The following is a 19574-nucleotide window of genomic DNA, read 5'->3' as shown; positions in this document are numbered from 1 at the left end:
TTTTGTAAATTTTTGCCTTAATGATTTGTTTTTGTGTCTTAACTGTTGCGCGTACGGATTGCAAATCCGCGTTAAAGGTGATTTTAATTGATAATTTAAAATATTAAAAGAATGAAAGTTAGACAGGTAATGTACGCACCTATCGCAGCGCGTCAATATACTTATAAATTTAATAAGGAAAAGAGAACCAATATTGAAGTTACTGATGAAGTGATTGATGGTTCTCCTTTTGTTTATATTGATTTTAAGGATACCAAAGGAGAATTGATACATGAATATTCGTATAAATTAGGACAGATTCAGTATTATTTAGCAAAAAGACAGGAGAGCTGGTTGCCTATTACAGATTATCCTTTTCCTCCAAATGATGAAAATTAAAAAAGGTGAAAGAATTTTTGAGCCAGCGATTTCCAGAAATAAATATTATAATAATGACAACTCCCAAATTACATTATTAAACACAACACTATGGAATACTTATCATTTTTAAAACAATATGCATCAGAAATTGGCAATTCAAGTGGAGTTAAAAGTCAAATAATAGATGAAATTGAAAAAAAATTTCAATTAAAACTACCATTGGCTTATAAAGAATATTTGGTGAATTTTGGAGCCAATACTGGCAATTTGTTAAGTAGTTACTATATGACATATCCATCACTGAAAGAAAATAAATTAGATGTTCTTGAAATGATACATTTTGATGATAGAAAATCAGAAAAAGAAAAGCCGTTTATAAAAAATAGTTATTTCTTTTTTGGGCAATGGCAGGGTTACAATTTTTATTTCTTTGATTGTGAGTTAGGGAATGATAATCCAGAAGTATATATATTAAGTGATGGATTAGAGATATCAAAATTTAAAGATACATTTAGTGATTTTATAAAAGATGAAGGAATAAAACAGCTAGGTATCTAACTAGAATAATGGCAAAACTTAAAAATATGCTTTTTTTAAACAAGATTCAATTAAGTCAAGAGACTTTTCCCGTAAACTACTATGATGAAGAAGTAGTGCTTACTTTTTACTGTAATGATAAAGGGGAAAGGCACCAAACAATTTTGTCATTAAAGAAATCAATTTCTCTTAAGGAAGCTGTAGATATAAATGAAATGGCTTATGTAGAACTTGCAAAATTAGGAGTTGATAAACTTGAGTATTTAAGAAGTGAAGATAGAAAGCACGAATATCGTTACTTAAAAACATTTTCAGAAAATTGTAAGAAAGAATTTTTGGTGATTTTTAATTTTAAAGAGTATAGAGGCTATTATAGTTGTCGTGTTTTTGGCGTTATTGAGGTGACAGATGAATTACAGTTGAAAAATTTAGTTTACAATTAGGTAAGAGAGTAAAACGATAGTTAATCAAAAACATGGAAAAAATAATTAATAATGGAATCTTTAGATATTATGAGGATTTCGTCCGATTACGCGGATTTGTAATTCGTGCCCACCAAGATTTGTAGTTCTCTTTGTGAATATAAAAAGGAGATTAATTTGTAAAACTTTTTTATGATTTGTTTAGTGTCTTATTGTTACGGGAACAGATTGCAAGTCCGCGCTAACAGTTCTTCCAACTAAAGCTTAGCAAATTGAATACATTCATTAATAATATCGTAATGAAAATAGAAATTAATAAAAAGTACCAGTCAAGTTTAATTGCAAATACTGATCTTCATGCAGGTGGTTTATTTTTTTGTATAATCTACCAAAATCAGCTAGAGTTCTTTGAGAATGGTAAAGTTGAACTAACAAAAAATGTCGTTGATGCCTTTCGTCCTATGGACGAGCATGATGTTAAACATTTGCAAGATTATAAGATTTTGGGAGACTACTCATTTAATGATAGAGGATATTTGGTTTGTAAATTTGAGGAATTGTTTTGGACATTTACCGGATTGTCTACCGAAAAAGATAGTTCAATTATTCCCTTTAATATTTATGATAGTCGCTTAGAAAATAGATGGGGAGAAGTTTATAGACTTGAAGAAATTATTTAAAGAGAACGTTTTTTCAGATGTTATTTCTTCGTTTCACTTGGTTTACAAATCCCGATCGTGCAGATTTATGAGCAACGATTGCGCGGATTACAAATCAGCGCTATAGGTAAATTTTAAACTCGGGGCGAGGCAATTCCTATTTAAAAAAGATATTCTTAACATAATTAAGCTTTTTTTTATTAATTTTCATAAGCTATAAATGGAGTTTCTATCTAAAACTATAGGATGCTAGATAATAAAGAAGAAAAAAAAGAGCAAAATGCAGTTCATCTGCTTCCTTGGGTAACAGCAATTGCTATGTTTATACAATCTTTAGATGGTACTATTCTTAATACTTCACTGCCTTCAATAGCTGGAGATATGGGATATTCACCAACCGAGATGCATTCTGTCATTGTGACCTATACCTTAACATTAGCTATGTTTATTCCGCTTTCTGGATGGCTGGCAGATAAATTTGGCACTAGGACTATGTTTATGATTGCTGTATTCTTGTTCATTATGGGGTCTTTATTTTGTGCACTTTCTACCGATTTAAAATCCTTTAACTTGGCTCGCGTTCTGCAAGCAGTTGGGGCTTCAATGATGGTTCCAGTTGCACGATTGGCTATTTTATATCAATATCCAAAAAGCGAACTGCTCAAAACTATGAATTTTATAACCGTATTTGGATTGCTAGGAATGGTTGCTGGTCCAAGTTTAGGAGGTTTTCTTTCGGATAATTTAAGCTGGCATTGGATATTTTTGGTGAATATTCCTATTGGTCTTATCGGAATTTCGATGGCATACCGAATAATGCCTAATTTTAAACATGCTGTCGGAAGGTTCGATTTTAGAGGTTTGATGTATTTTAGCTTAGCGCTGATCTCCATCACTTTGGTTTTGGAACTTATAGGAGACGAAAGAACTCATATGATTGTGATTTTAAGTTTGTTATTTCTATCTGGACTTCTTTCTCTTTTTTATTATGTCCATTATAAAAGAACTGAAAAACCTATAATTGATTTACATCTTCTAAATATCAGAACCTTAAAAATTGGGTTAATTGGCAGTTTGATCACCAGATTAGGAATAGGCGGATTACCTTTATTATTACCACTTATGCTACAAACCAGTTTTGGCTATTCGGCTTCTGTATCAGGATTATTATTGCTGCCTTCTGCTTTGTCAAATGTAGCTGTGAAACCATTTATGGTAAGCATTATAAAATTTTTCGGTTACAGAACAGTACTAATAAGCAACACTATTTTATTGGGAATTATATTGATTATTCTTGGTTTTGTAACAAAAGAAACGCCGCTTGGTTACTATATCTTGCTGATGATATTTTATGGAGTTTTTACTTCTGTACAAATGTCGGCAATGAATACCATTACACTTTCAGATTTGGATCAAGACACCGCGAGCGGAGGAAATACAATGCTGGTGATAATGCAGCAGCTTTCGGTAAGTTTTGGAGTTTCTGTTTCTAGTCTTGCACTTTCGTTATTTCAGACAGGTATTTTTGACTTAAATACTGACAAAGCATTTAAATATACTTTTATTACATTGGCAGTTTTTACTATTTTATCCAGTTATACTTTTTCGAAGCTAAGCAAAACAGATGGAGAAGGGTATATGTAAATGTATCAGATGAAAATTTTGTACGTTTAAAAAGTAGTTTTTCGAAGCAAATTGGTTGCAAATTATAATCTGAAACATCATAAAGAGATTTTATAAAACACATGTTTGTAAATTAGTGCGTACCACTAAATTTCTAAATATGAAATCTTTTATCAGCCCAAAGTTGCTTTTAATTTTAGCTGTATTTCTTTTCAGCTGCAACCAATCACAGAAAACAGATTCTGTAACAGAAAAAACGGATTCAGGAGAATTAGACCGAACCACACTCCCAATTCCTGAGCCGCCATTTGGAGGCAAAATCGGAGAGACCTATAAAGATTCTAAAGAAGAATGGCCAAAACTAGTTACTCCGCCACAAGGAGCGCCAAATGTCATTATCATTCTTTTAGATGATGTTGGATTTGGACAAGTGAGTACTTTCGGAGGTCCAGTTCCAACTCCAGAATTGGATAAATTAGCCGCAAATGGCTTAAAATATAACCGATTTCACACCACCGCAATCTGCGGACCATCACGTGCTGCTTTGTTGACAGGAAGAAATCATCACAATGCAGGTTCAGGATTCTTGGCCGAATGGGCAACAGGATATCCAAGTTACAATTGCATGATTCCTAAAACCACGGCAACATCAGGTAGAATTTTAAAAGGGAATGGATACAGCACTAGTTGGTTTGGAAAAAATCATAACACTCCAGATTGGGAAAGCAGTATTACAGGACCTTTTGACCGCTGGCCGACAGGTTTAGGTTTCGATTATTTTTATGGATTTATTGGCGGAGAAACACATCAATATTATCCAGTTCTTTTTGAAAACACCAAAGCGGTAGAACCAGATAAGACTCCAGAACAAGGCTATCATTTTATGACCGATATGACTGATCGAGCAATCAACTGGCTGGAATACAGTAAATCAGTAGCGCCTCAAAAACCAGTTATGATGTATTTTGCTCCAGGAGCTGCACACGCTCCGCATCATGCACCAAAAGAATGGCGTGATAAATTTAAGGGACAGTTTGATAAAGGCTGGGATGTGGTAAGACAAGAAACGTATGAACGCCAGTTAAAAATGGGAATTATTCCAAAAGGAACAAAATTGACTCCAAGACCAGACTGGGTTACGCCTTGGGATAAACTTTCAGCAGATCAGAAAAAATTGTTTGCACGTTTGATGGAAAATTATGCTGGCTATCTTTCGTTTGCCGATCATGAAACGGGACGACTTCTTGAAGCCATAAGCAAACTTCCAGATGCTGATAATACATTGATATTTTATATTGTTGGAGATAACGGTGCAAGTTCAGAAGGAGGAATGGAGGGAACGGTTAATGAAATAAAAGCATTAAGCGGAATTTCAACTCCTTTGGCAGATAATTTAAAACATCTTGACGAAATTGGAGGGCCTAATACCGAGCCACATTATCCAGTTGGATGGGCTTGGGCAGGAAATGCCCCTTTTCAATGGGTAAAACAAGTAGCTTCTCACTTTGGCGGAAGCCGAAATCCTATGGTGGTTAGCTGGCCAAAAATGATAAAAGATAAAGGCGGAATGCGCAGTCAGTTTGTGCATTTGATAGATGTGCTCCCAACGGTTCTAGATGCTTCTCATTTGCCAGCGCCGAAAACGGTTGATGGTGTTGAACAGAAACCTATGGACGGCGTTTCTTTCTTATCAACTTTTACAGATAAAAATGCCAAACCAGTTAGAACCAGACAATATTTTGAGGTTTTCAGCAACCGCGCCATTTATGATAACGGTTGGGTAGCAGCAACACAGCATACTTTTCCTTGGAGACAGGATTATGCACCAGGAAACTGGGATAAAGACAAATGGGAACTTTATAACATTGATGAAGATTATAGCGAATCGGTTGATTTGGCTAAAAAATATCCAGAGAAGCTTAAAGAATTGAAAGCAATTTTTGATGAAGAAGCTAAAAAATACAACGTTTATCCGTTGGATGATAGAGGAACAGGAAGATTAATTTCGCCAAAACCTACACCATCAGATCCTAAACGCAAACACTTTACTTTTTATGCAGGAGCAACTAGATTGGCAGAAACAGCTTCTCCAAATACTAAAAATAAATCGCATAGCATTACAGCAGAAATCGAGCTGAAATCAAAATCAGACAGTGGTATTATTGTGGCTTCTGGCGGAAGTTCGGCTGGATTTGCTTTGTATGTTCAAAACGGAAAATTGGTTTATCATTATAATTATTTTGATGAGTCACGCTTTGTAATTACTTCAAAAGAATCTCTTCCAGTTGGAAAGAGTACCGTACGATTTGATTTTGCTTACGATGGAGGTGGAACTGGAAAAGGCGGAACTGGAAAATTGTATATCAACAATAAATTAGTTGGCGAAGGAAGAATTGATAAAACCGTAGCAGCTCGTTTTGGAATCGATACTTTCGGAATTGGTGAAGATTCAGGATCGCCAGTTGCAAAATCATATAAAGCACCATTTAAGTTTACAGGAATTATTGATAAGGTCGAGATTGACTTGAAATAATTATGAATTGTAAATGGTGAATTGTGAATTAAGAATTTTAGTTTAAATAAAAAATTATGAAAAAATATATTGTTTTATTAGCCTTGGTTTTTGTTGCTAAAATAAGCGCACAGCAAAACTATTTTAATCCAACTGTTAAATTGAAAGATTATTTAGAACCAGCTATTCCTCATCCTGATCAGGATAAAGAAATGAAGGATAAAATGAGCAAATTAAAAAAGAAACCTAATATCTTGATTATTCTTATTGATGATATGGGTTACGGTGATATCGGCGTTTATGGTGGAGGTACAGCGATTGGTGCACCAACTCCAAACATGGATAAACTGGCTCACGAAGGTTTACAGTTAACTTCGACTTATGCACAGCCAACTTGTACACCAAGTCGTGCGGCAATTATGACAGGTAGAATTCCGGCAAGATCAGGATTAACAAGACCAACTTTGACGGGCGAAAATCCGAAAGTGAATCCGTGGGCTTCTGAAAATACAACAGCCAAGATACTTTCTCAAAACGGCTATAAGTCGGCAATTTCAGGAAAATGGCATTTGGGCGAAAGTAAAGGAAGTCTCCCAAATGAAGTTGGGTATGATGAATGGCTTGGATTTGGTTCAGTTCAATCAGAATATGCGCAGTTTGTAAACGAATGGATTTATCCAGATCTAATTAATAAACCAGACCGATTAAATGCAATTAAAAAATTGGTTGATCAAAACATTTTGACAGGCAAAAAAGGGGAAGAAAACAAAATAGTTCAGCCGATATCTAATATTGAAGAACTTTCTAAAGTAGATCAGGTTTTTGCTAATTACAGTGAAGACTTTATCCGAAGATCTGTTAAAGAAAATAAGCCATTTTACTTGATTCATTCTTTTTCTAAAGTGCATAACGATAATTACGTATCAGAAGGTTACAAAGGAAAAAGTCCTGCGGCATTTCCTTATAAAGATGCAGTAGTTGAAGTTGATGATATTGTGGGAAGATTGATGAAACTTTTGCAAGATTTAAAAATAGACGACAACACATTAGTATTTCTTACTTCTGATAATGGTCCAAATGAAGATGTTTGGCCAGATAGTGGTTACACTCCGTTTAGAGGAGGAAAAGGAACAACTTGGGAAGGTGGAGTGCGAGTACCAGGAATTGCTTATTGGAAAGGTATGATAGCTCCGGGACGCATAAGTGATGGATTATTTGATATTTGCGATATGTTCAATACGTCTCTTTCGGCAGCTGGAGTTTTAGATAAAATTCCATCATCTAATTATATTGATGGAGTAGATCAGTTATCATTTTTTCTGTCAGATAAAGGGGTGTCGAATAGGAATGCTGTTTTTATGTATTCTGAAACCAAATTCATGGCCGTGCGTTGGCAGGAATACAAAGTGCATATGAATGTTTTTAATACATCGGTAGAACGAAAAAATCTGGATCAGTCTACGATTCAAAGTATCGGAATGAGCCCATGGGTATATAATTTATATACAGATCCAAAAGAGCAATTAAGTACAGGACATCGTTTTTTTGAGTGGGGAATTCCTGGTGTAATGGGACTTATTGCCGCTCATTTAGGAACGTATCAAAAATATCCTATGAAAGATATTGGTTTAAAGAAACCAGGTGCTGAGTAATATTTTTTATTGAGATAAATTTTAATGTACAAAAAATAAACGACCTGTAATGGAAACTAAAAAATATGCAAAGCTGTTTTTCTTTTTTAGTATAAATGCTTTATCAATTTTTTTTGTAAATGCACAAGACGTTTTGCCTTTTCCGCCTGTGCCGAGTGCAAGTATTGCCAATGAAACGTTGGCAGAAAGCACGCACAAAAGAAGAGCACAGCCAGATCATCTGCCAAAAGATGCGCCAAATATTATTATTATTTTAATGGATGATTTAGGTTTTGGTACGCCTTCAACTTTTGGAGGAGGTGTCAATACGCCAACATTAACCAAAGTATTTAAAGAAGGAATTGCTTATAATGAATTTCATACTACGTCAATCTGTTCTCCGAGCCGTGCTGCTCTATTAACTGGTAGAAATCACACTCATGTAGGAAACGGAACAATTGCAGAAAGAGCCGTGGATTGGGATGGTTATACTGGAATTATTCCTAAAGAAGCTGCTACAGTTGCTGAGGTTCTAAAAAACTATGGCTACAGTACATCTGCTTTTGGAAAATGGCATAATACACCAGCCAATCAAACCACTGTTACAGGACCATTTGATTATTGGCCTGTTAATTACGGATTCCAGCATTTTTATGGATTTCTTGCTGGAGAAACTTCTCAATATGAACCAAGACTCATAAACGATTTCACTCCAGTTGAACCTCCAAAAGATGAAAAATATCATCTAACAACTGACTTGGCAGATCATGCCATTGAATGGATGAATCAGCATAAATCCTACGCAGCAGACAAGCCTTTTTTATTGTATTTTGCACCTGGTGCCGGTCATGCGCCACATCATATTTTTAAAGAATGGGCAGATAAATACAAAGGCAAATTTGACGACGGATGGGACGCTTATCGCGAAAGAGTATTTAAACATCAGAAAGAATTAGGCTGGATTCCAAAAAGTGCTATGCTGACTGCGAGAGACAAAACAATGGCTTCATGGGAAAGTATTCCGAAGAATGAAAGAGCTTTTCAAATTAGAATGATGGAAGTTTTTGCAGGATATGTAGAACACGCAGATCATGAAGTGGGTAGAGTTTTAGATGCGCTTGAAGCGAATGGACAAAAGGATAATACAATCGTATTTTTTATTTGGGGCGATAACGGTTCAAGTGCCGAAGGGCAGAATGGTTCAATAAGTGAATTATTGGCTCAAAACGGAGTTTCAAATACTATTCAGCAGCAATTGGATGCCTTAGACAAACTCGGCGGATTAGATGCAATTGGCGGGCCTCTTTTAGAAAATAATTATCATGCGGCTTGGGCTTGGGCAGGAAATACACCTTTTAAACATACTAAATTGGTGGCTTCGCATTTTGGAGGAACACAGAACGCAATGGTTATCCGCTGGCCAAAAATGATTAAACCTGACAGCACGCCGAGAAGCCAATTTCATCATATAAATGACATTGTTCCAACAATTTATGATGTTTTAAATATTAAAGCACCTAAAGTGGTGAATGGCTTTGAGCAAATGCCTTTAGATGGTGTGAGTTTTAAATATACTTTTAATGATGCCAAAGCAAAAGAAGTATCTAAAGTTCAGTTTTTTGATAATAACGGAAGCCGAGGAGTTTATAAAGACGGTTGGTACGCCTGCACTTTTGGCCCTTTATATCCGTGGATTCCTGCACAAAAAGGTCTAGCTGATTGGGATTCAACAAAAGATGTCTGGGAGCTTTATAATATCAAAGAAGATTATACACAATACAATGATTTGGCTTCTAAAAATCCTGAGAAACTAAAAGAACTTCAAGAGGTTTTTAATGAAGAAGCGAAAAAGAATAAAGATTATCCAATTGGTGCAGGAATATGGCTCAGAATTCATCCAGAAGATGTTATTAAAGCACCATATACTTCATGGGTTTTTGATAAAAATACTAAACGCATGCCTGAATTCAGCGCACCTGGTTTAGGTAAAAAAAGCAACAAAGTAATTGCTGATGTTGAGATTAAAGAAAACTGTTCAGGAGTTTTGTATGCTCTTGGAGGTTCTGGTGGCGGTGTTACTTTATTTATGGATAACGGAAAATTGATTTATGAATATAATATGCTGATTATTGAACGCTATAATGTTGAATCATCAGAAAAAATTCCCGCAGGAAAACATAAAATAGAAGTTTTAACCACTATTGCAAAACCTGGAGCTCCAGCTGAAATTGCAATAACAGTAGATGGCAAAGAATATGCTAAAGGAGAAGTGAAACGTACGGTTCCCGTAGCATTTACAGCCAGCGAAACTTTTGATGTTGGCGAAGATTTAGGTGGTCCGGTTTCTATCCGCTATTATAAAAAAGCGCCTTTTAAATTTGAAGGAAAAATAAATAGTGTAAAAGTGAATTTGTTGTAATGAACCAATAAGATTTAAATAATTAAACTGCCTTTTATGGAAACTAAAAAATATGCAAAGCTGATTTTCTTTTTTGGCATAAATATTTTATTTATGTTTTATGCAAATGCACAGGACGTTTTGCCATTTCCTCCAGCTCCTTCAGCTTCACAAGCTGGAGTAACAATTGAAACATCAACTTACAAAAAAAGAATAGAGCCTAAACATTTGCCAGCAGATGCGCCGAATATTTTAATAATATTGATGGATGATGCAGGTCCCGGAGCTCCTTCAACTTATGGCGGAGAAATAAACACGCCAACATTGTCCAGAGTAGCCAATACAGGAATTTCATATAATCGTTTTCATTCAACAGCTATGTGTTCGCCAACGCGCGCCTCACTGCTTACGGGGCGTAATCATACCCGAGTAGGTAACGGTCAGATTGCCGCGATTGCGAATGATTTTGATGGTTTTAGCGGAACTATTCCAAAGAGTTCTGCGACAATGGCTGAGATATTAAAAGATTACGGCTATAATACAGCAGCATTCGGAAAATGGCATAATACGCCCGAAGAACAAATTACCTCAAAAGGACCGTTTGATTATTGGCCAACAGGTTATGGATTCGAATATTTTTATGGTTTCCTTGCAGGAGAAGCTTCACAATACGAACCTACTTTGGTGCGAAATACCACTTATGTAGAACATCCGAAAACTTCTGGAGGACACGATTATTACCACTTATCAGAAGATCTGGCTGATGATGCCGTGCTTTGGCTGAGAGAGCAAAAAGCATACGCGCCTGAAAAGCCATTTTTTGTGTATTGGGCGCCAGGTGCCGCTCACGGGCCACATCATGTGATGAAAGAATGGGCAGATAAATACAAAGGGAAATTTGATGACGGATGGGACGCTTACCGCGAAAGAGTATTCAAACGCCAAAAAGAACTTGGATGGATTCCGCAGAATACACTACTTACTCCAAGAGCAGAATCTATGACTTCGTGGGCAAATATTCCAGAAGGAGAAAAGCCTTTTCAGCGTCGTCTTATGGAAATATGGGCTGGTTTTGCAGAACATGCCGATTTTAATGCTGGAAGAGTTATCGATGAAATCGAAAAATTGGGAGAGCTAGATAATACCATTATAATTTATATTTGGGGAGACAATGGTTCGTCTGCAGAAGGTTTAAATGGTACGATCAGTGAACAATTGGCGCAAAATGCAATTCCGACCAAAATAGAACAGCATATTACGGCTCTAAATGAATTAGGAGGTTTAGATGTGCTTGGAGGACCAAAAACGGATAATATGTTTAATGCTGGCTGGGCATGGGCAACAAGTACTCCATATCAGGGAACAAAACTGCAGGGAGCTTATTTTGGAGGAACACGCCAACCTATGGCTATTTCATGGAAAAAAGGAATCAAACATGATAAAACACCAAGGCCACAGTTTCATCATGTAATTGATATTGCGCCAACTATATATGAAATCGACAAAATTTCTGCCCCAAAAGTAGTGAATGGTTTTGCACAGGATGAATTAGACGGAGTAAGCATGGTGTACACTTTCACCGACCCGAAAGCAAAAGGCACACGCCACACGCAGTTTTTTGATATAATGGCAAGTCGGGGAATCTATCAGGATGGTTGGTTTGCAAGTGCCAGAGGCCCAAGAGAACCATGGGTAGGAGGAATCCCGAAAGGCATTAAACAGTGGTCACCACTTACAGATACTTGGCAGTTGTATAATCTAGATCAGGATTGGTCTCAGGCTGTTGATTTGGCAGCAAAAGAGCCTAAAAAACTGGAAGAGATGAAAGCTTTGTTTTTAACGGAATCAGCAAAAAATAAAAACCTGCCAATAGGAGGCGGATTATGGTCTACTGCGTTGTATCATCCAGAAGACGCGCCATCTTCGCCACTAACCGAGTGGACTTTTGATTTGCCAATAAAAGGCATGCCAGAATCGGCAGCTCCGAAATTAGGTAAAGTGAGCAGTATAGTAACTATGGACGTAGAAGTTCCTGAAAATGCAAATGGAGTACTGTACGCACTTGCAGGATTTTCGGGAGGCGTTACCTGCTATGTAAAAGATGGCTATTTAAACTATGAGTTTAATTTGTTTGAAGTACAGCGCACTAAAATTAAATCGAAAGATAAACTGCCAAAAGGTAAAATAAAAATCGAAGTCGAGTCAAAACTGGCCGATAAAATTGGCGGTGCTATGAATGTGATATTGAAAGTAAATGGAGGAACAGTTGGACAAGGAACCGTTCCTACAGCCATGTCTCTTCATTTTACGTCAAATGCCACTTTTGACATAGGAACCGATCTAGATTCTCCTGTTTCCTTAGACTACTTTGATCAAGCGCCATTTTCATTCAATGGAAAAATTGGAAAAACAAAAATTACTTATTCAAAATAAAGTTTTTTTGTGATATGCTTTTTAAGGATTAAGAATATTTTTAAAGTTACAAAATAAAAGTCCTAATCTTTGATTAGGACTTTTTAATGAAAGGACATAATTTTTGCTATTTATATAGTACTGTTTCAAAAATAGTAGTAGAATAAATCAGCTTTTTTTTGCATGTATTATTTTGCTTTGCGAATTGAAGACGACTTCAATAGAATCTTTAAATTTTTTCTTTACGATTAAGCCATTTACTTCATCATTCAGTTTCAGTTTGTGCAGTTTCGAATCTATTTTCAATAAAACTAATTCTACATCATTTGACTTTAAATATCCAAAATATTGTAATTGTGGCCAAGGAATATCGAACTTTGGTTTTAGAACGGGTGCTGATGGTTTTATCGCTTTTCTGACTGGCGCATGATAAGAGACAGAAGCTGTAAATGAAGGTTTTTCGACAAACTGCTTGTTTAAAAAAGGATCACGGCCAATTTTTTTTAATTCAAAAGTATCCTTATTGATTTTCTTTAAAGAAATATCACTATTGTGCCCTTCAGCACTTAAATTGACATCGCTGTTTCCAAAATATCGGTTAATAGTTCTAAAGCCTACGGTTCCCCATAGACCTAGAACTACAATAATTAGAACTATATTAATTTTCTTTTTAGCCATTCTTAATTTACTGTAATCTTAAATCCTGTGCTATTGGTTCCTTTGTTTCCAGCAAGATCAACTGCTCTCACTCTCCAATAATAAGTTCCAGCATTGGCAAATGTATATTGCAGCGATGTTGTATTACTGTTTAAAGGTTGGATAATGGAATTAAAATCTACATCAGTAGCAATTTCTACCACATAAGATATAGGCGATTTTATAGTTCCAGTATCTGCAGCAATAGACCATGTCAAGTTAACAGCTGTATTAACCGTCTGAGTTGAGTTGTCAGCCGGAAGCGTGTTCTTTGGCTGATTTGGAGCTGTTGTATCAATATTGAATTTTTTTGCGCCATACTGTTTTGTTTCGCTTTCAGCATTTTTAGCTTTTACCCTCCATTCATAATTTCCATCAGCAAGCTGTGGCAGATCTAATGTTACTGAAGTGTCTGTTACCTCAGTTAGAGGATAAACTTCCTGACCCGTTGCTGTATTTACAACTCTGACGCTATATGAAGTGGCTTTATCCAATGGTTGCCAGCTTAAAGTGACATTTGTAAAATTTAAATATTTATCACTGTCTGGAGTTAGCAATATAACCTGCTGATTTGTTAGATCATCTGGAATATTCGTTGCAAAATTTGACGGGAAAGAATACGTAGACTGATAAGCATAATTTTCAGCTCTTACGCGCCAAATGTAACTTCCTGCTTCAAGAGGCAAAGTTAAATTTGTCTTTGTAGTAAGAGAATCTAAGATAAGAACTTGGTCTTCTTCAAATATCTGAATGCGATATTTGTCGGCACCTTTTAGGCTGTTCCATTTAAAATTGACTACATTGCTTTCAATAACAGCATCTTTTGTTGGCGAAATAATCTGTACAATATCGTTGGTAATGTCTTCTTCAAGAATATCTTCGCATGAGAACATAAAAATTGAAAGGCTGATTAATATAATTTTATTTAGTGTTTTCATAGTTTTGAAAAATCATTTTTAAATGTAAAACTTCAGATTTATTATTTTTTTTAGTTGTGTAAAAATTTTGGCTGACCATTCTTGAATAATCGAACTTTTTTTCAAAATTATAAGCCAGTTCTAGTAATTGGTTTGCATTTCCAGTAACATCCAGTTGATTGGTTATAACATGGTAATCAGTTTCTGGATAATCATGAATAGGCTTTAAATCGTTTATTGAAACTCCTGGAGCAGCTGATGCAAAACCAATTATACCTTGCTGAACCATTTCTTTTGTAACACCCTCTTTACCGATTATTTTGTCTAGATATTCAACATCATTTTTAAGAGTTCCGTTGTTTTTTGCTTTTTTATTGATATCGTCAGCCTTTTTTGAAAGCATGCGATATTCTGAAATAACCTCAAACAGAGTGTGAAAAGATCGTTTGTATGCCGTTATCGATAACATAAAAAAGATTATGATCAATGCATAAAATTTTTGCTTATAAGAGTAATTTTCAAACATTTTTAAGAATGATTTTTATTTCAAATACCGACTTGTTCTTTTTGTCTTTTTTTAAGCTAACAATTTCAAAACGTTGCAGCCAATCCATTTTTTTCAAATTTTCAAGCCAGGAATTAAATGATGATTCCTGATATGTTTCGCCTTTTATAATAATTGTACCGCTATCAAATAAAGCTTTTTTGTTCTCTTTGTATTCTTCTTTTAAAGGAGCAATATTTAATTCTGTCAATGAAATTGCACTTGGAACAGTCTGCATAATCTCGTAGCTATAGAAAGAGAAAAATTTTGAAGACAAGACTCCAGATTCTTTTAAGAGATTGAGTTTCTTTTCTTTTTGGGCTTCCAAATCTAATATCAACTGATAAGATTGATTCGAATAAACAGTCTGAAGGTTGAGTTCAGAATTTTTTGTGCCATAATACTGAATCAGAAAATAGCTGATCATTAAACTCAAAAGAAAACCTGCAAGCATTGCTACGCCAAGAAAATTGAAAGCTTTCTTGTAGATTAGTTCTTCATTGTTTAAATTGGAATTTATTGTTTTAGAAACTTCTTTTGGTTTAACAAAAAAATGAATAACAGAGCCGTATAATGGCAGGAAAACATTTGATACTGTTTCTTCGCCAATTTGATAATTAACGTTAGCTACAGTTTCATTCTGTTTTGAGAAACCGGAAATGATCTCATTTTCAAACTCAAGTTTAATATCAGTTGAATACAAAACATCTCTTTTTAGCACATTATTTAGTAACGCGCCCAGAAATGAACCAATATAAATGTCGATCACCTGAAAGCCGTTTTTTTGAAATTGAGTAATGCTTTCTTCTACAATATTTTTTCTGCAGAAACTTATAAAATTGGAGTTTGCTCCTTTTATATCGGTGTAAAAAATGGTGTTAAAATCAATATTTTTCTGCCAGTTTAAATCGGTTTCATTGTCAAAATTTATTTCTTTGTTTAAAACTCCTTTTCCTTCTATAACAAGTAAAATAGGCAGTTTTTTATCTGTAGTTTTTATTAAAGCATCAAAAGTCTCAAAGGTCTGTTTTGAAACAATAGAAATTTTGTTTGCCTTCTTTTTTACAGTAAGCAGATTATAAATTTCGTAACCCTCTTTTTTGATTACGCCAACGACATTCAAATCGTTTATTTTTATGAATTTAGATAAAGTGGCGATCATTTTTAATAAATAACTGTTGGTTTAATAAAAATGTGAAGCTTCGAATCACTTTTTCCTTTTTTCCTGCTGCTAAAGAACCATTTGACAACCGGAATTCTTGAAAGCAGTGGTGTTCCCGTTCCAGAATTTTCTTTTTTCAATTCATCCAAACCACCCAATAAAATCATCTCGCTATTTTTAACTCTTACTAAAGATTCAAATTTTTGCGTTGCTTTTCCTGGAGGTGCATCTTCTCCAACTCTTGCTAAGAATGAGCTTTTTTCTACAGCAATTGTCAAAGTAACATTTTCGTCTGTAGAAACATAAGGCTTTATAGAAACGCTAAGATTTGCATCTGTAGATTTCCAAGTTCCAGAATTTAGAATGTCATTTCCTATATTGTTGTTTATCAGTCTGTTATTTTGTTCAAAATAGTAGCTTGTTTCTCCAATAGACAATTTTGCTTCGTGTCCGCTGATAGTTGCAATTTTAGGTGTTGACTCTATTTTTAAGGCAGAATTGTTTTCAAGCAGTTTTAAGTTTAAATAAAAAGACTCCGTTACTTTTCCTAATTTAAAAAGCCCGAAACCATTAAAAGCATCTATCAAACTGTTTACAGATGAGCCATTTAATGTTACATCTGAATTTGGAAAAAGCACCCCACTAGTTGAAACTTTATTTATTTTGTCAAGACCAGCTTTCATTCCAGTCTGAATATCATAAGCCTTATTGTATTGAACAATAATTACCTCGATCTGGACCATCGGAACAACTTTGTCAATCTGTTTAATATAAACTTTTAATTCTTCAAGTATAGATCTTGAACCTGACACGATTAATCCGTTCAATTCTATGAATTCTTTTATTTCCAGTTTTTCTGAAAAAATCTTAGGAAGAGTAGGAAGCACAGATTCAATTGATCTATTTTCCAGCTGAATCATTTCTGTTATTCTTAAGCCTTCAGTAGCTTCTTCTCCGATAAGATAGATGTCGCCCTGCTTTTTGAAAGTGTATTTTTTTCCTTTAAAAATATGCGCCAGCAAATCATCAAAAGTCAGATTATCTGCAGATAACGTTGTTTTTTCATTTTCGGGTTTATTATATAAAAAATAATTGATATGAAGTTTTTCTGCCGCTTCAGTCAATAAATCTGATGCATCAGCGATGTAAGCGCTAATCTGCAGAAAGCCATTTTTGTTAATGTTTACTTCATAATATCCAGGAACGCCAAGACTTACTTTTGGCTGTTTCGCTTTTGCGGTTGTAGCTAAAGTAGAATTTTGTGCTGTGCTTTTTTGCAAAAAATAAATACCATTATCATCTTTTACAGCACTTAAATCATTTGATTTTGCCATCATTTCGATAACCTGATCAAATGGACGGTTTAGCACATAAGAAGAAACTCTTATGCTTTTGATGTCTTGCGCTAAGATGAGGTTTTTTCCAGATTTATCAATAATAGCTTTGGCAACGGCAGACAGGGTGTCATTTTCAAGTTTTACGGATAAGAAATCGTTTTGCGGATTATAAGTTACATCAATAACTTTTGGTTGCTTTTTCTCTACTACTGCGACAACTTTTCTTTTCTTAAAAACAATGATATTGCTCATAAAAGAAACATCGATGTCATATTTTTGAGCAAGATGAATAAAAACATCTTTTACCGTTACATCAAAAAAGTTGTTTGCTACAGGTTGGTTCAGTTCAGTATCCACATCGACATTTAATTGATGCTCTTCTGCTATAGATGCAATAAAATCGTGAAGAGTAAGTCCAGAAACATCAATTTTAATGGTTTCATTCAATCCCTTTTTTTGTACTGAGAACTCGTCAAACTTTCTGCGCAGCTCAGTCATATCCTGCTGAGCGAAAATTATATTTGAAAAAAATAACGCAACTAGTGCGAAAACTATCTGTTTAAGCATTTATTTATATGTTTATTAAAATTGAATAAATTTCTTCTAGAGATGTTTCTCCCGAAGCTAGAATCTCAAATGCTTTTTCAGGCAGTGATTTATAATTGGTATCATTACTGTATAATTTTGTAATTGTGTTATTTTTAATAGATTCTGCAATTGCATGATTAATATTTAGAATTTCATAGATTGCCGTTCTTCCTTTATATCCCGTGTGGAAACATTTGTTGCAGCCAACAGGTTTGTAGTATGAATTGATTTCGTACGGAAATTTGAAATTAAGCGGGAAATCTTTAGGATCGCTTGCAGTTTCTTTTTTACAGCTCTCACAAAGCTTTCTAACCAGTCTCTGTGCAACAGATAAGTTTAAAGTTTCTGCAATTAAGTAAGATGGTACTCCCATATCGATCAATCTGGAAATAGTTCCTATGGCTGAGTTGGTATGTATGGTTGATAAAACCAAATGTCCTGTTAACGATGCTCGAATTGCCATTAAAGCAGTTTCAGAATCACGAATTTCCCCAAGCATAATAACATCTGGATCTTGACGCAAAAATGATTTTAGGGCAGAGGCAAACGTTAAACCAATGTCTTCTTTAAGCTGTACTTGATTAATTCCTTTAAGCGTATATTCGATAGGATCTTCAACTGTTACAATATTTCTTCTGCTGTCATTCAATAATCTTAAAGTGGCATAAAGCGTGGTTGTTTTTCCCGAACCGGTCGGACCGCTTATCAGGATAATTCCGTTTGGTTTTTTAACCGCTTCCAGATATTTTTCCAATTCTTCTTTCTGCAGACCGAGTGTGTTCAAATCAATATTTGAAGCATCCTGACCCAGAAGACGCATAACTATTTTTTCTCCAAATAGTGTTGGCAGAATAGAAACCCTGATATCAAAAGATTCATTGGTGATTCGTCCGTCTTGCGGAAGTCTTTTTTCGGTAATATTAAGTTTAGCTTTAATCTTAACCTTATTGACCAATTCCAAATAATTTTCCTGTTCGATCTTATAGCGTTCAATTAGCTGTCCGTCAATTCTGAAGCGAATTCGGGATGAGTTTTCATAAACTTCAAAATGAATATCACTGCATTTTAGAGATTTGGCTTCAGCCAATAAATTTTCTAGAAAATCGCCTTTATCAACACTCAATGACTTGTTTGAAGCTAAAGCACGTTCTTTTCTGTAATATATAGATAAAGCTTTTTCTATTTCTGTAGATTCTGCTGAATGGAAAACAATATTTTTCCCCAGAAACAGCTCTAATTCCTCTTTTGCATCTTCTTTATTGCTGGAATGATCAACATAAACTTCTATGGTGTTTTCGTGAACTGATTTCGGAATAATGCGATACTGATTAGCCAAATCATTAGATACAACATGCTGGATTTCTGGAAATATTTCGATATTTTGTATCATTAGAATAAGGTTAGTTTTTGAAAGGTTAGAAAATAGTCTTTCATTAAAACAAGGAATAAAAATAAAGCCGAAAATCCTGCCAGGGGCACGGTGCTTTCCTTAATGATTCTTTTTAGTCCAAATTGCATTGCGATGGCAAAAACAAGAGATAAGATGAAAAACAAAATATAGTTTTTCAGTAAAAACAATGGACTGATGGCAATATAAAATAGCAAATCTCCCAATCCGAAATAATGAAGGAAAGGGTTAAGAAACTTCTTGGATTTCAGACTCATGTATAGCGTAAGAAACCCTAAAGTAATTAGGAAAAAAACAGTGTTATAAAATACTATCTCAGCCAGCTGGTATTTTTTTATCGGAATAAGAAAGAATGCACTAATGAATAT

The 19574-nt window shown here is 34.8% G+C and carries 15 protein-coding genes; 9 read left to right on the top strand and 6 right to left on the bottom strand.

Annotated features, from left to right (window positions below; genetic code table 11):
• The first annotated feature begins 111 nt into the window (after nucleotides 1–111).
• The 9 genes from PQ463_RS10150 to PQ463_RS10110 all read left to right on the top strand — a co-directional run bounded on the left by PQ463_RS10150 (nucleotide 112) and on the right by PQ463_RS10110 (nucleotide 12575).
• Nucleotides 112–378 (top strand): hypothetical protein, encoded by a 267-nt coding sequence (locus tag PQ463_RS10150; protein ID WP_274257647.1) that lies wholly within the window; start codon nucleotides 112–114, stop codon nucleotides 376–378.
• 90 nt (nucleotides 379–468) lie between these two features.
• Nucleotides 469–918 carry an SMI1/KNR4 family protein gene (locus PQ463_RS10145; RefSeq protein WP_274257645.1) on the top strand — a complete coding sequence of 150 codons (450 nt, stop codon included), beginning with the start codon at nucleotides 469–471 and terminating at the stop codon, nucleotides 916–918.
• Nucleotides 919–926: 8 nt separating this feature from the next.
• On the top strand, nucleotides 927–1340 hold the full coding sequence (locus tag PQ463_RS10140) for a hypothetical protein (RefSeq protein WP_274257644.1): 414 nt from the start codon (nucleotides 927–929) through the stop codon (nucleotides 1338–1340).
• A 278-nt stretch (nucleotides 1341–1618) separates the two neighbouring features.
• Nucleotides 1619–1999: a hypothetical protein gene (locus PQ463_RS10135; RefSeq protein WP_274257643.1), complete on the top strand. Its 381-nt coding sequence runs from the start codon at nucleotides 1619–1621 to the stop codon at nucleotides 1997–1999.
• 225 nt (nucleotides 2000–2224) lie between these two features.
• Complete coding sequence (locus PQ463_RS10130) at nucleotides 2225–3622, top strand: DHA2 family efflux MFS transporter permease subunit (RefSeq protein WP_274257640.1); 1398 nt, start codon at nucleotides 2225–2227, stop codon at nucleotides 3620–3622.
• Nucleotides 3623–3761: 139 nt separating this feature from the next.
• Nucleotides 3762–6134, top strand: coding sequence for an arylsulfatase (locus PQ463_RS10125; protein ID WP_274257638.1), 2373 nt, complete (start codon nucleotides 3762–3764; stop codon nucleotides 6132–6134).
• A gap of 56 nt (nucleotides 6135–6190) precedes the next feature.
• Nucleotides 6191–7765 (top strand): arylsulfatase, encoded by a 1575-nt coding sequence (locus tag PQ463_RS10120; protein ID WP_274257636.1) that lies wholly within the window; start codon nucleotides 6191–6193, stop codon nucleotides 7763–7765.
• A gap of 49 nt (nucleotides 7766–7814) precedes the next feature.
• Nucleotides 7815–10163, top strand: a complete 2349-nt coding sequence (locus PQ463_RS10115) for an arylsulfatase (protein WP_274257635.1) — start codon at nucleotides 7815–7817, stop codon at nucleotides 10161–10163.
• A gap of 36 nt (nucleotides 10164–10199) precedes the next feature.
• Nucleotides 10200–12575: an arylsulfatase gene (locus PQ463_RS10110; protein ID WP_274257633.1), complete on the top strand. Its 2376-nt coding sequence runs from the start codon at nucleotides 10200–10202 to the stop codon at nucleotides 12573–12575.
• A gap of 147 nt (nucleotides 12576–12722) precedes the next feature.
• Here PQ463_RS10110 and PQ463_RS10105 read toward each other — a convergent pair whose 3' ends face one another.
• Genes PQ463_RS10105 through PQ463_RS10080 form a run of 6 tightly spaced genes read right to left on the bottom strand, consistent with a single transcriptional unit; the run spans nucleotide 12723 to nucleotide 19188 of the window.
• On the bottom strand, nucleotides 12723–13232 hold the full coding sequence (locus PQ463_RS10105) for a hypothetical protein (RefSeq protein ID WP_274257631.1): 510 nt from the start codon (nucleotides 13230–13232) through the stop codon (nucleotides 12723–12725).
• A 2-nt stretch (nucleotides 13233–13234) separates the two neighbouring features.
• Nucleotides 13235–14188, bottom strand: coding sequence for a hypothetical protein (locus PQ463_RS10100; RefSeq protein ID WP_274257630.1), 954 nt, complete (start codon nucleotides 14186–14188; stop codon nucleotides 13235–13237).
• Complete coding sequence (locus PQ463_RS10095; RefSeq protein ID WP_274257629.1) at nucleotides 14172–14636, bottom strand: hypothetical protein; 465 nt, start codon at nucleotides 14634–14636, stop codon at nucleotides 14172–14174. The genes PQ463_RS10100 and PQ463_RS10095 overlap by 17 nt, the downstream gene beginning before the upstream one ends.
• Nucleotides 14637–14685: 49 nt before the next feature.
• Nucleotides 14686–15873 (bottom strand): PilN domain-containing protein, encoded by a 1188-nt coding sequence (locus PQ463_RS10090; RefSeq protein ID WP_274257628.1) that lies wholly within the window; start codon nucleotides 15871–15873, stop codon nucleotides 14686–14688.
• Between the two features lie 2 nt (nucleotides 15874–15875).
• On the bottom strand, nucleotides 15876–17777 hold the full coding sequence (locus PQ463_RS10085; RefSeq protein WP_274257627.1) for a type II secretion system protein GspD: 1902 nt from the start codon (nucleotides 17775–17777) through the stop codon (nucleotides 15876–15878).
• A 4-nt stretch (nucleotides 17778–17781) separates the two neighbouring features.
• Nucleotides 17782–19188 carry a GspE/PulE family protein gene (locus PQ463_RS10080; RefSeq protein WP_274257626.1) on the bottom strand — a complete coding sequence of 469 codons (1407 nt, stop codon included), beginning with the start codon at nucleotides 19186–19188 and terminating at the stop codon, nucleotides 17782–17784.
• Between the last annotated feature and the right edge of the window lie 386 nt (nucleotides 19189–19574).

Source organism: Flavobacterium sp. KACC 22763, assembly GCF_028736155.1.
GTDB lineage: Bacteria > Bacteroidota > Bacteroidia > Flavobacteriales > Flavobacteriaceae > Flavobacterium.
The sequence above is the reverse complement of the archived record's forward strand: the minus strand, read 5'-3'. Positions and strand labels throughout refer to the sequence as shown.

Excerpts from the sequence above, each read along its gene's own strand:
- PQ463_RS10150 (WP_274257647.1), top strand. The coding sequence starts at position 112 with ATGAAAGTTAGACAGGTAATGTACGCACCTATCGCAGCGCGTCAATAT.
- PQ463_RS10145 (WP_274257645.1), top strand. The coding sequence starts at position 469 with ATGGAATACTTATCATTTTTAAAACAATATGCATCAGAAATTGGCAAT.
- PQ463_RS10140 (WP_274257644.1), top strand. The coding sequence starts at position 927 with ATGGCAAAACTTAAAAATATGCTTTTTTTAAACAAGATTCAATTAAGT.
- PQ463_RS10135 (WP_274257643.1), top strand. The coding sequence starts at position 1,619 with ATGAAAATAGAAATTAATAAAAAGTACCAGTCAAGTTTAATTGCAAAT.
- PQ463_RS10130 (WP_274257640.1), top strand. The coding sequence starts at position 2,225 with ATGCTAGATAATAAAGAAGAAAAAAAAGAGCAAAATGCAGTTCATCTG.
- PQ463_RS10125 (WP_274257638.1), top strand. The coding sequence starts at position 3,762 with ATGAAATCTTTTATCAGCCCAAAGTTGCTTTTAATTTTAGCTGTATTT.
- PQ463_RS10120 (WP_274257636.1), top strand. The coding sequence starts at position 6,191 with ATGAAAAAATATATTGTTTTATTAGCCTTGGTTTTTGTTGCTAAAATA.
- PQ463_RS10115 (WP_274257635.1), top strand. The coding sequence starts at position 7,815 with ATGGAAACTAAAAAATATGCAAAGCTGTTTTTCTTTTTTAGTATAAAT.
- PQ463_RS10110 (WP_274257633.1), top strand. The coding sequence starts at position 10,200 with ATGGAAACTAAAAAATATGCAAAGCTGATTTTCTTTTTTGGCATAAAT.
- PQ463_RS10105 (WP_274257631.1), bottom strand. The coding sequence starts at position 13,232 with ATGGCTAAAAAGAAAATTAATATAGTTCTAATTATTGTAGTTCTAGGT.
- PQ463_RS10100 (WP_274257630.1), bottom strand. The coding sequence starts at position 14,188 with ATGAAAACACTAAATAAAATTATATTAATCAGCCTTTCAATTTTTATG.
- PQ463_RS10095 (WP_274257629.1), bottom strand. The coding sequence starts at position 14,636 with ATGTTATCGATAACGGCATACAAACGATCTTTTCACACTCTGTTTGAG.
- PQ463_RS10090 (WP_274257628.1), bottom strand. The coding sequence starts at position 15,873 with ATGATCGCCACTTTATCTAAATTCATAAAAATAAACGATTTGAATGTC.
- PQ463_RS10085 (WP_274257627.1), bottom strand. The coding sequence starts at position 17,777 with ATGCTTAAACAGATAGTTTTCGCACTAGTTGCGTTATTTTTTTCAAAT.
- PQ463_RS10080 (WP_274257626.1), bottom strand. The coding sequence starts at position 19,188 with ATGATACAAAATATCGAAATATTTCCAGAAATCCAGCATGTTGTATCT.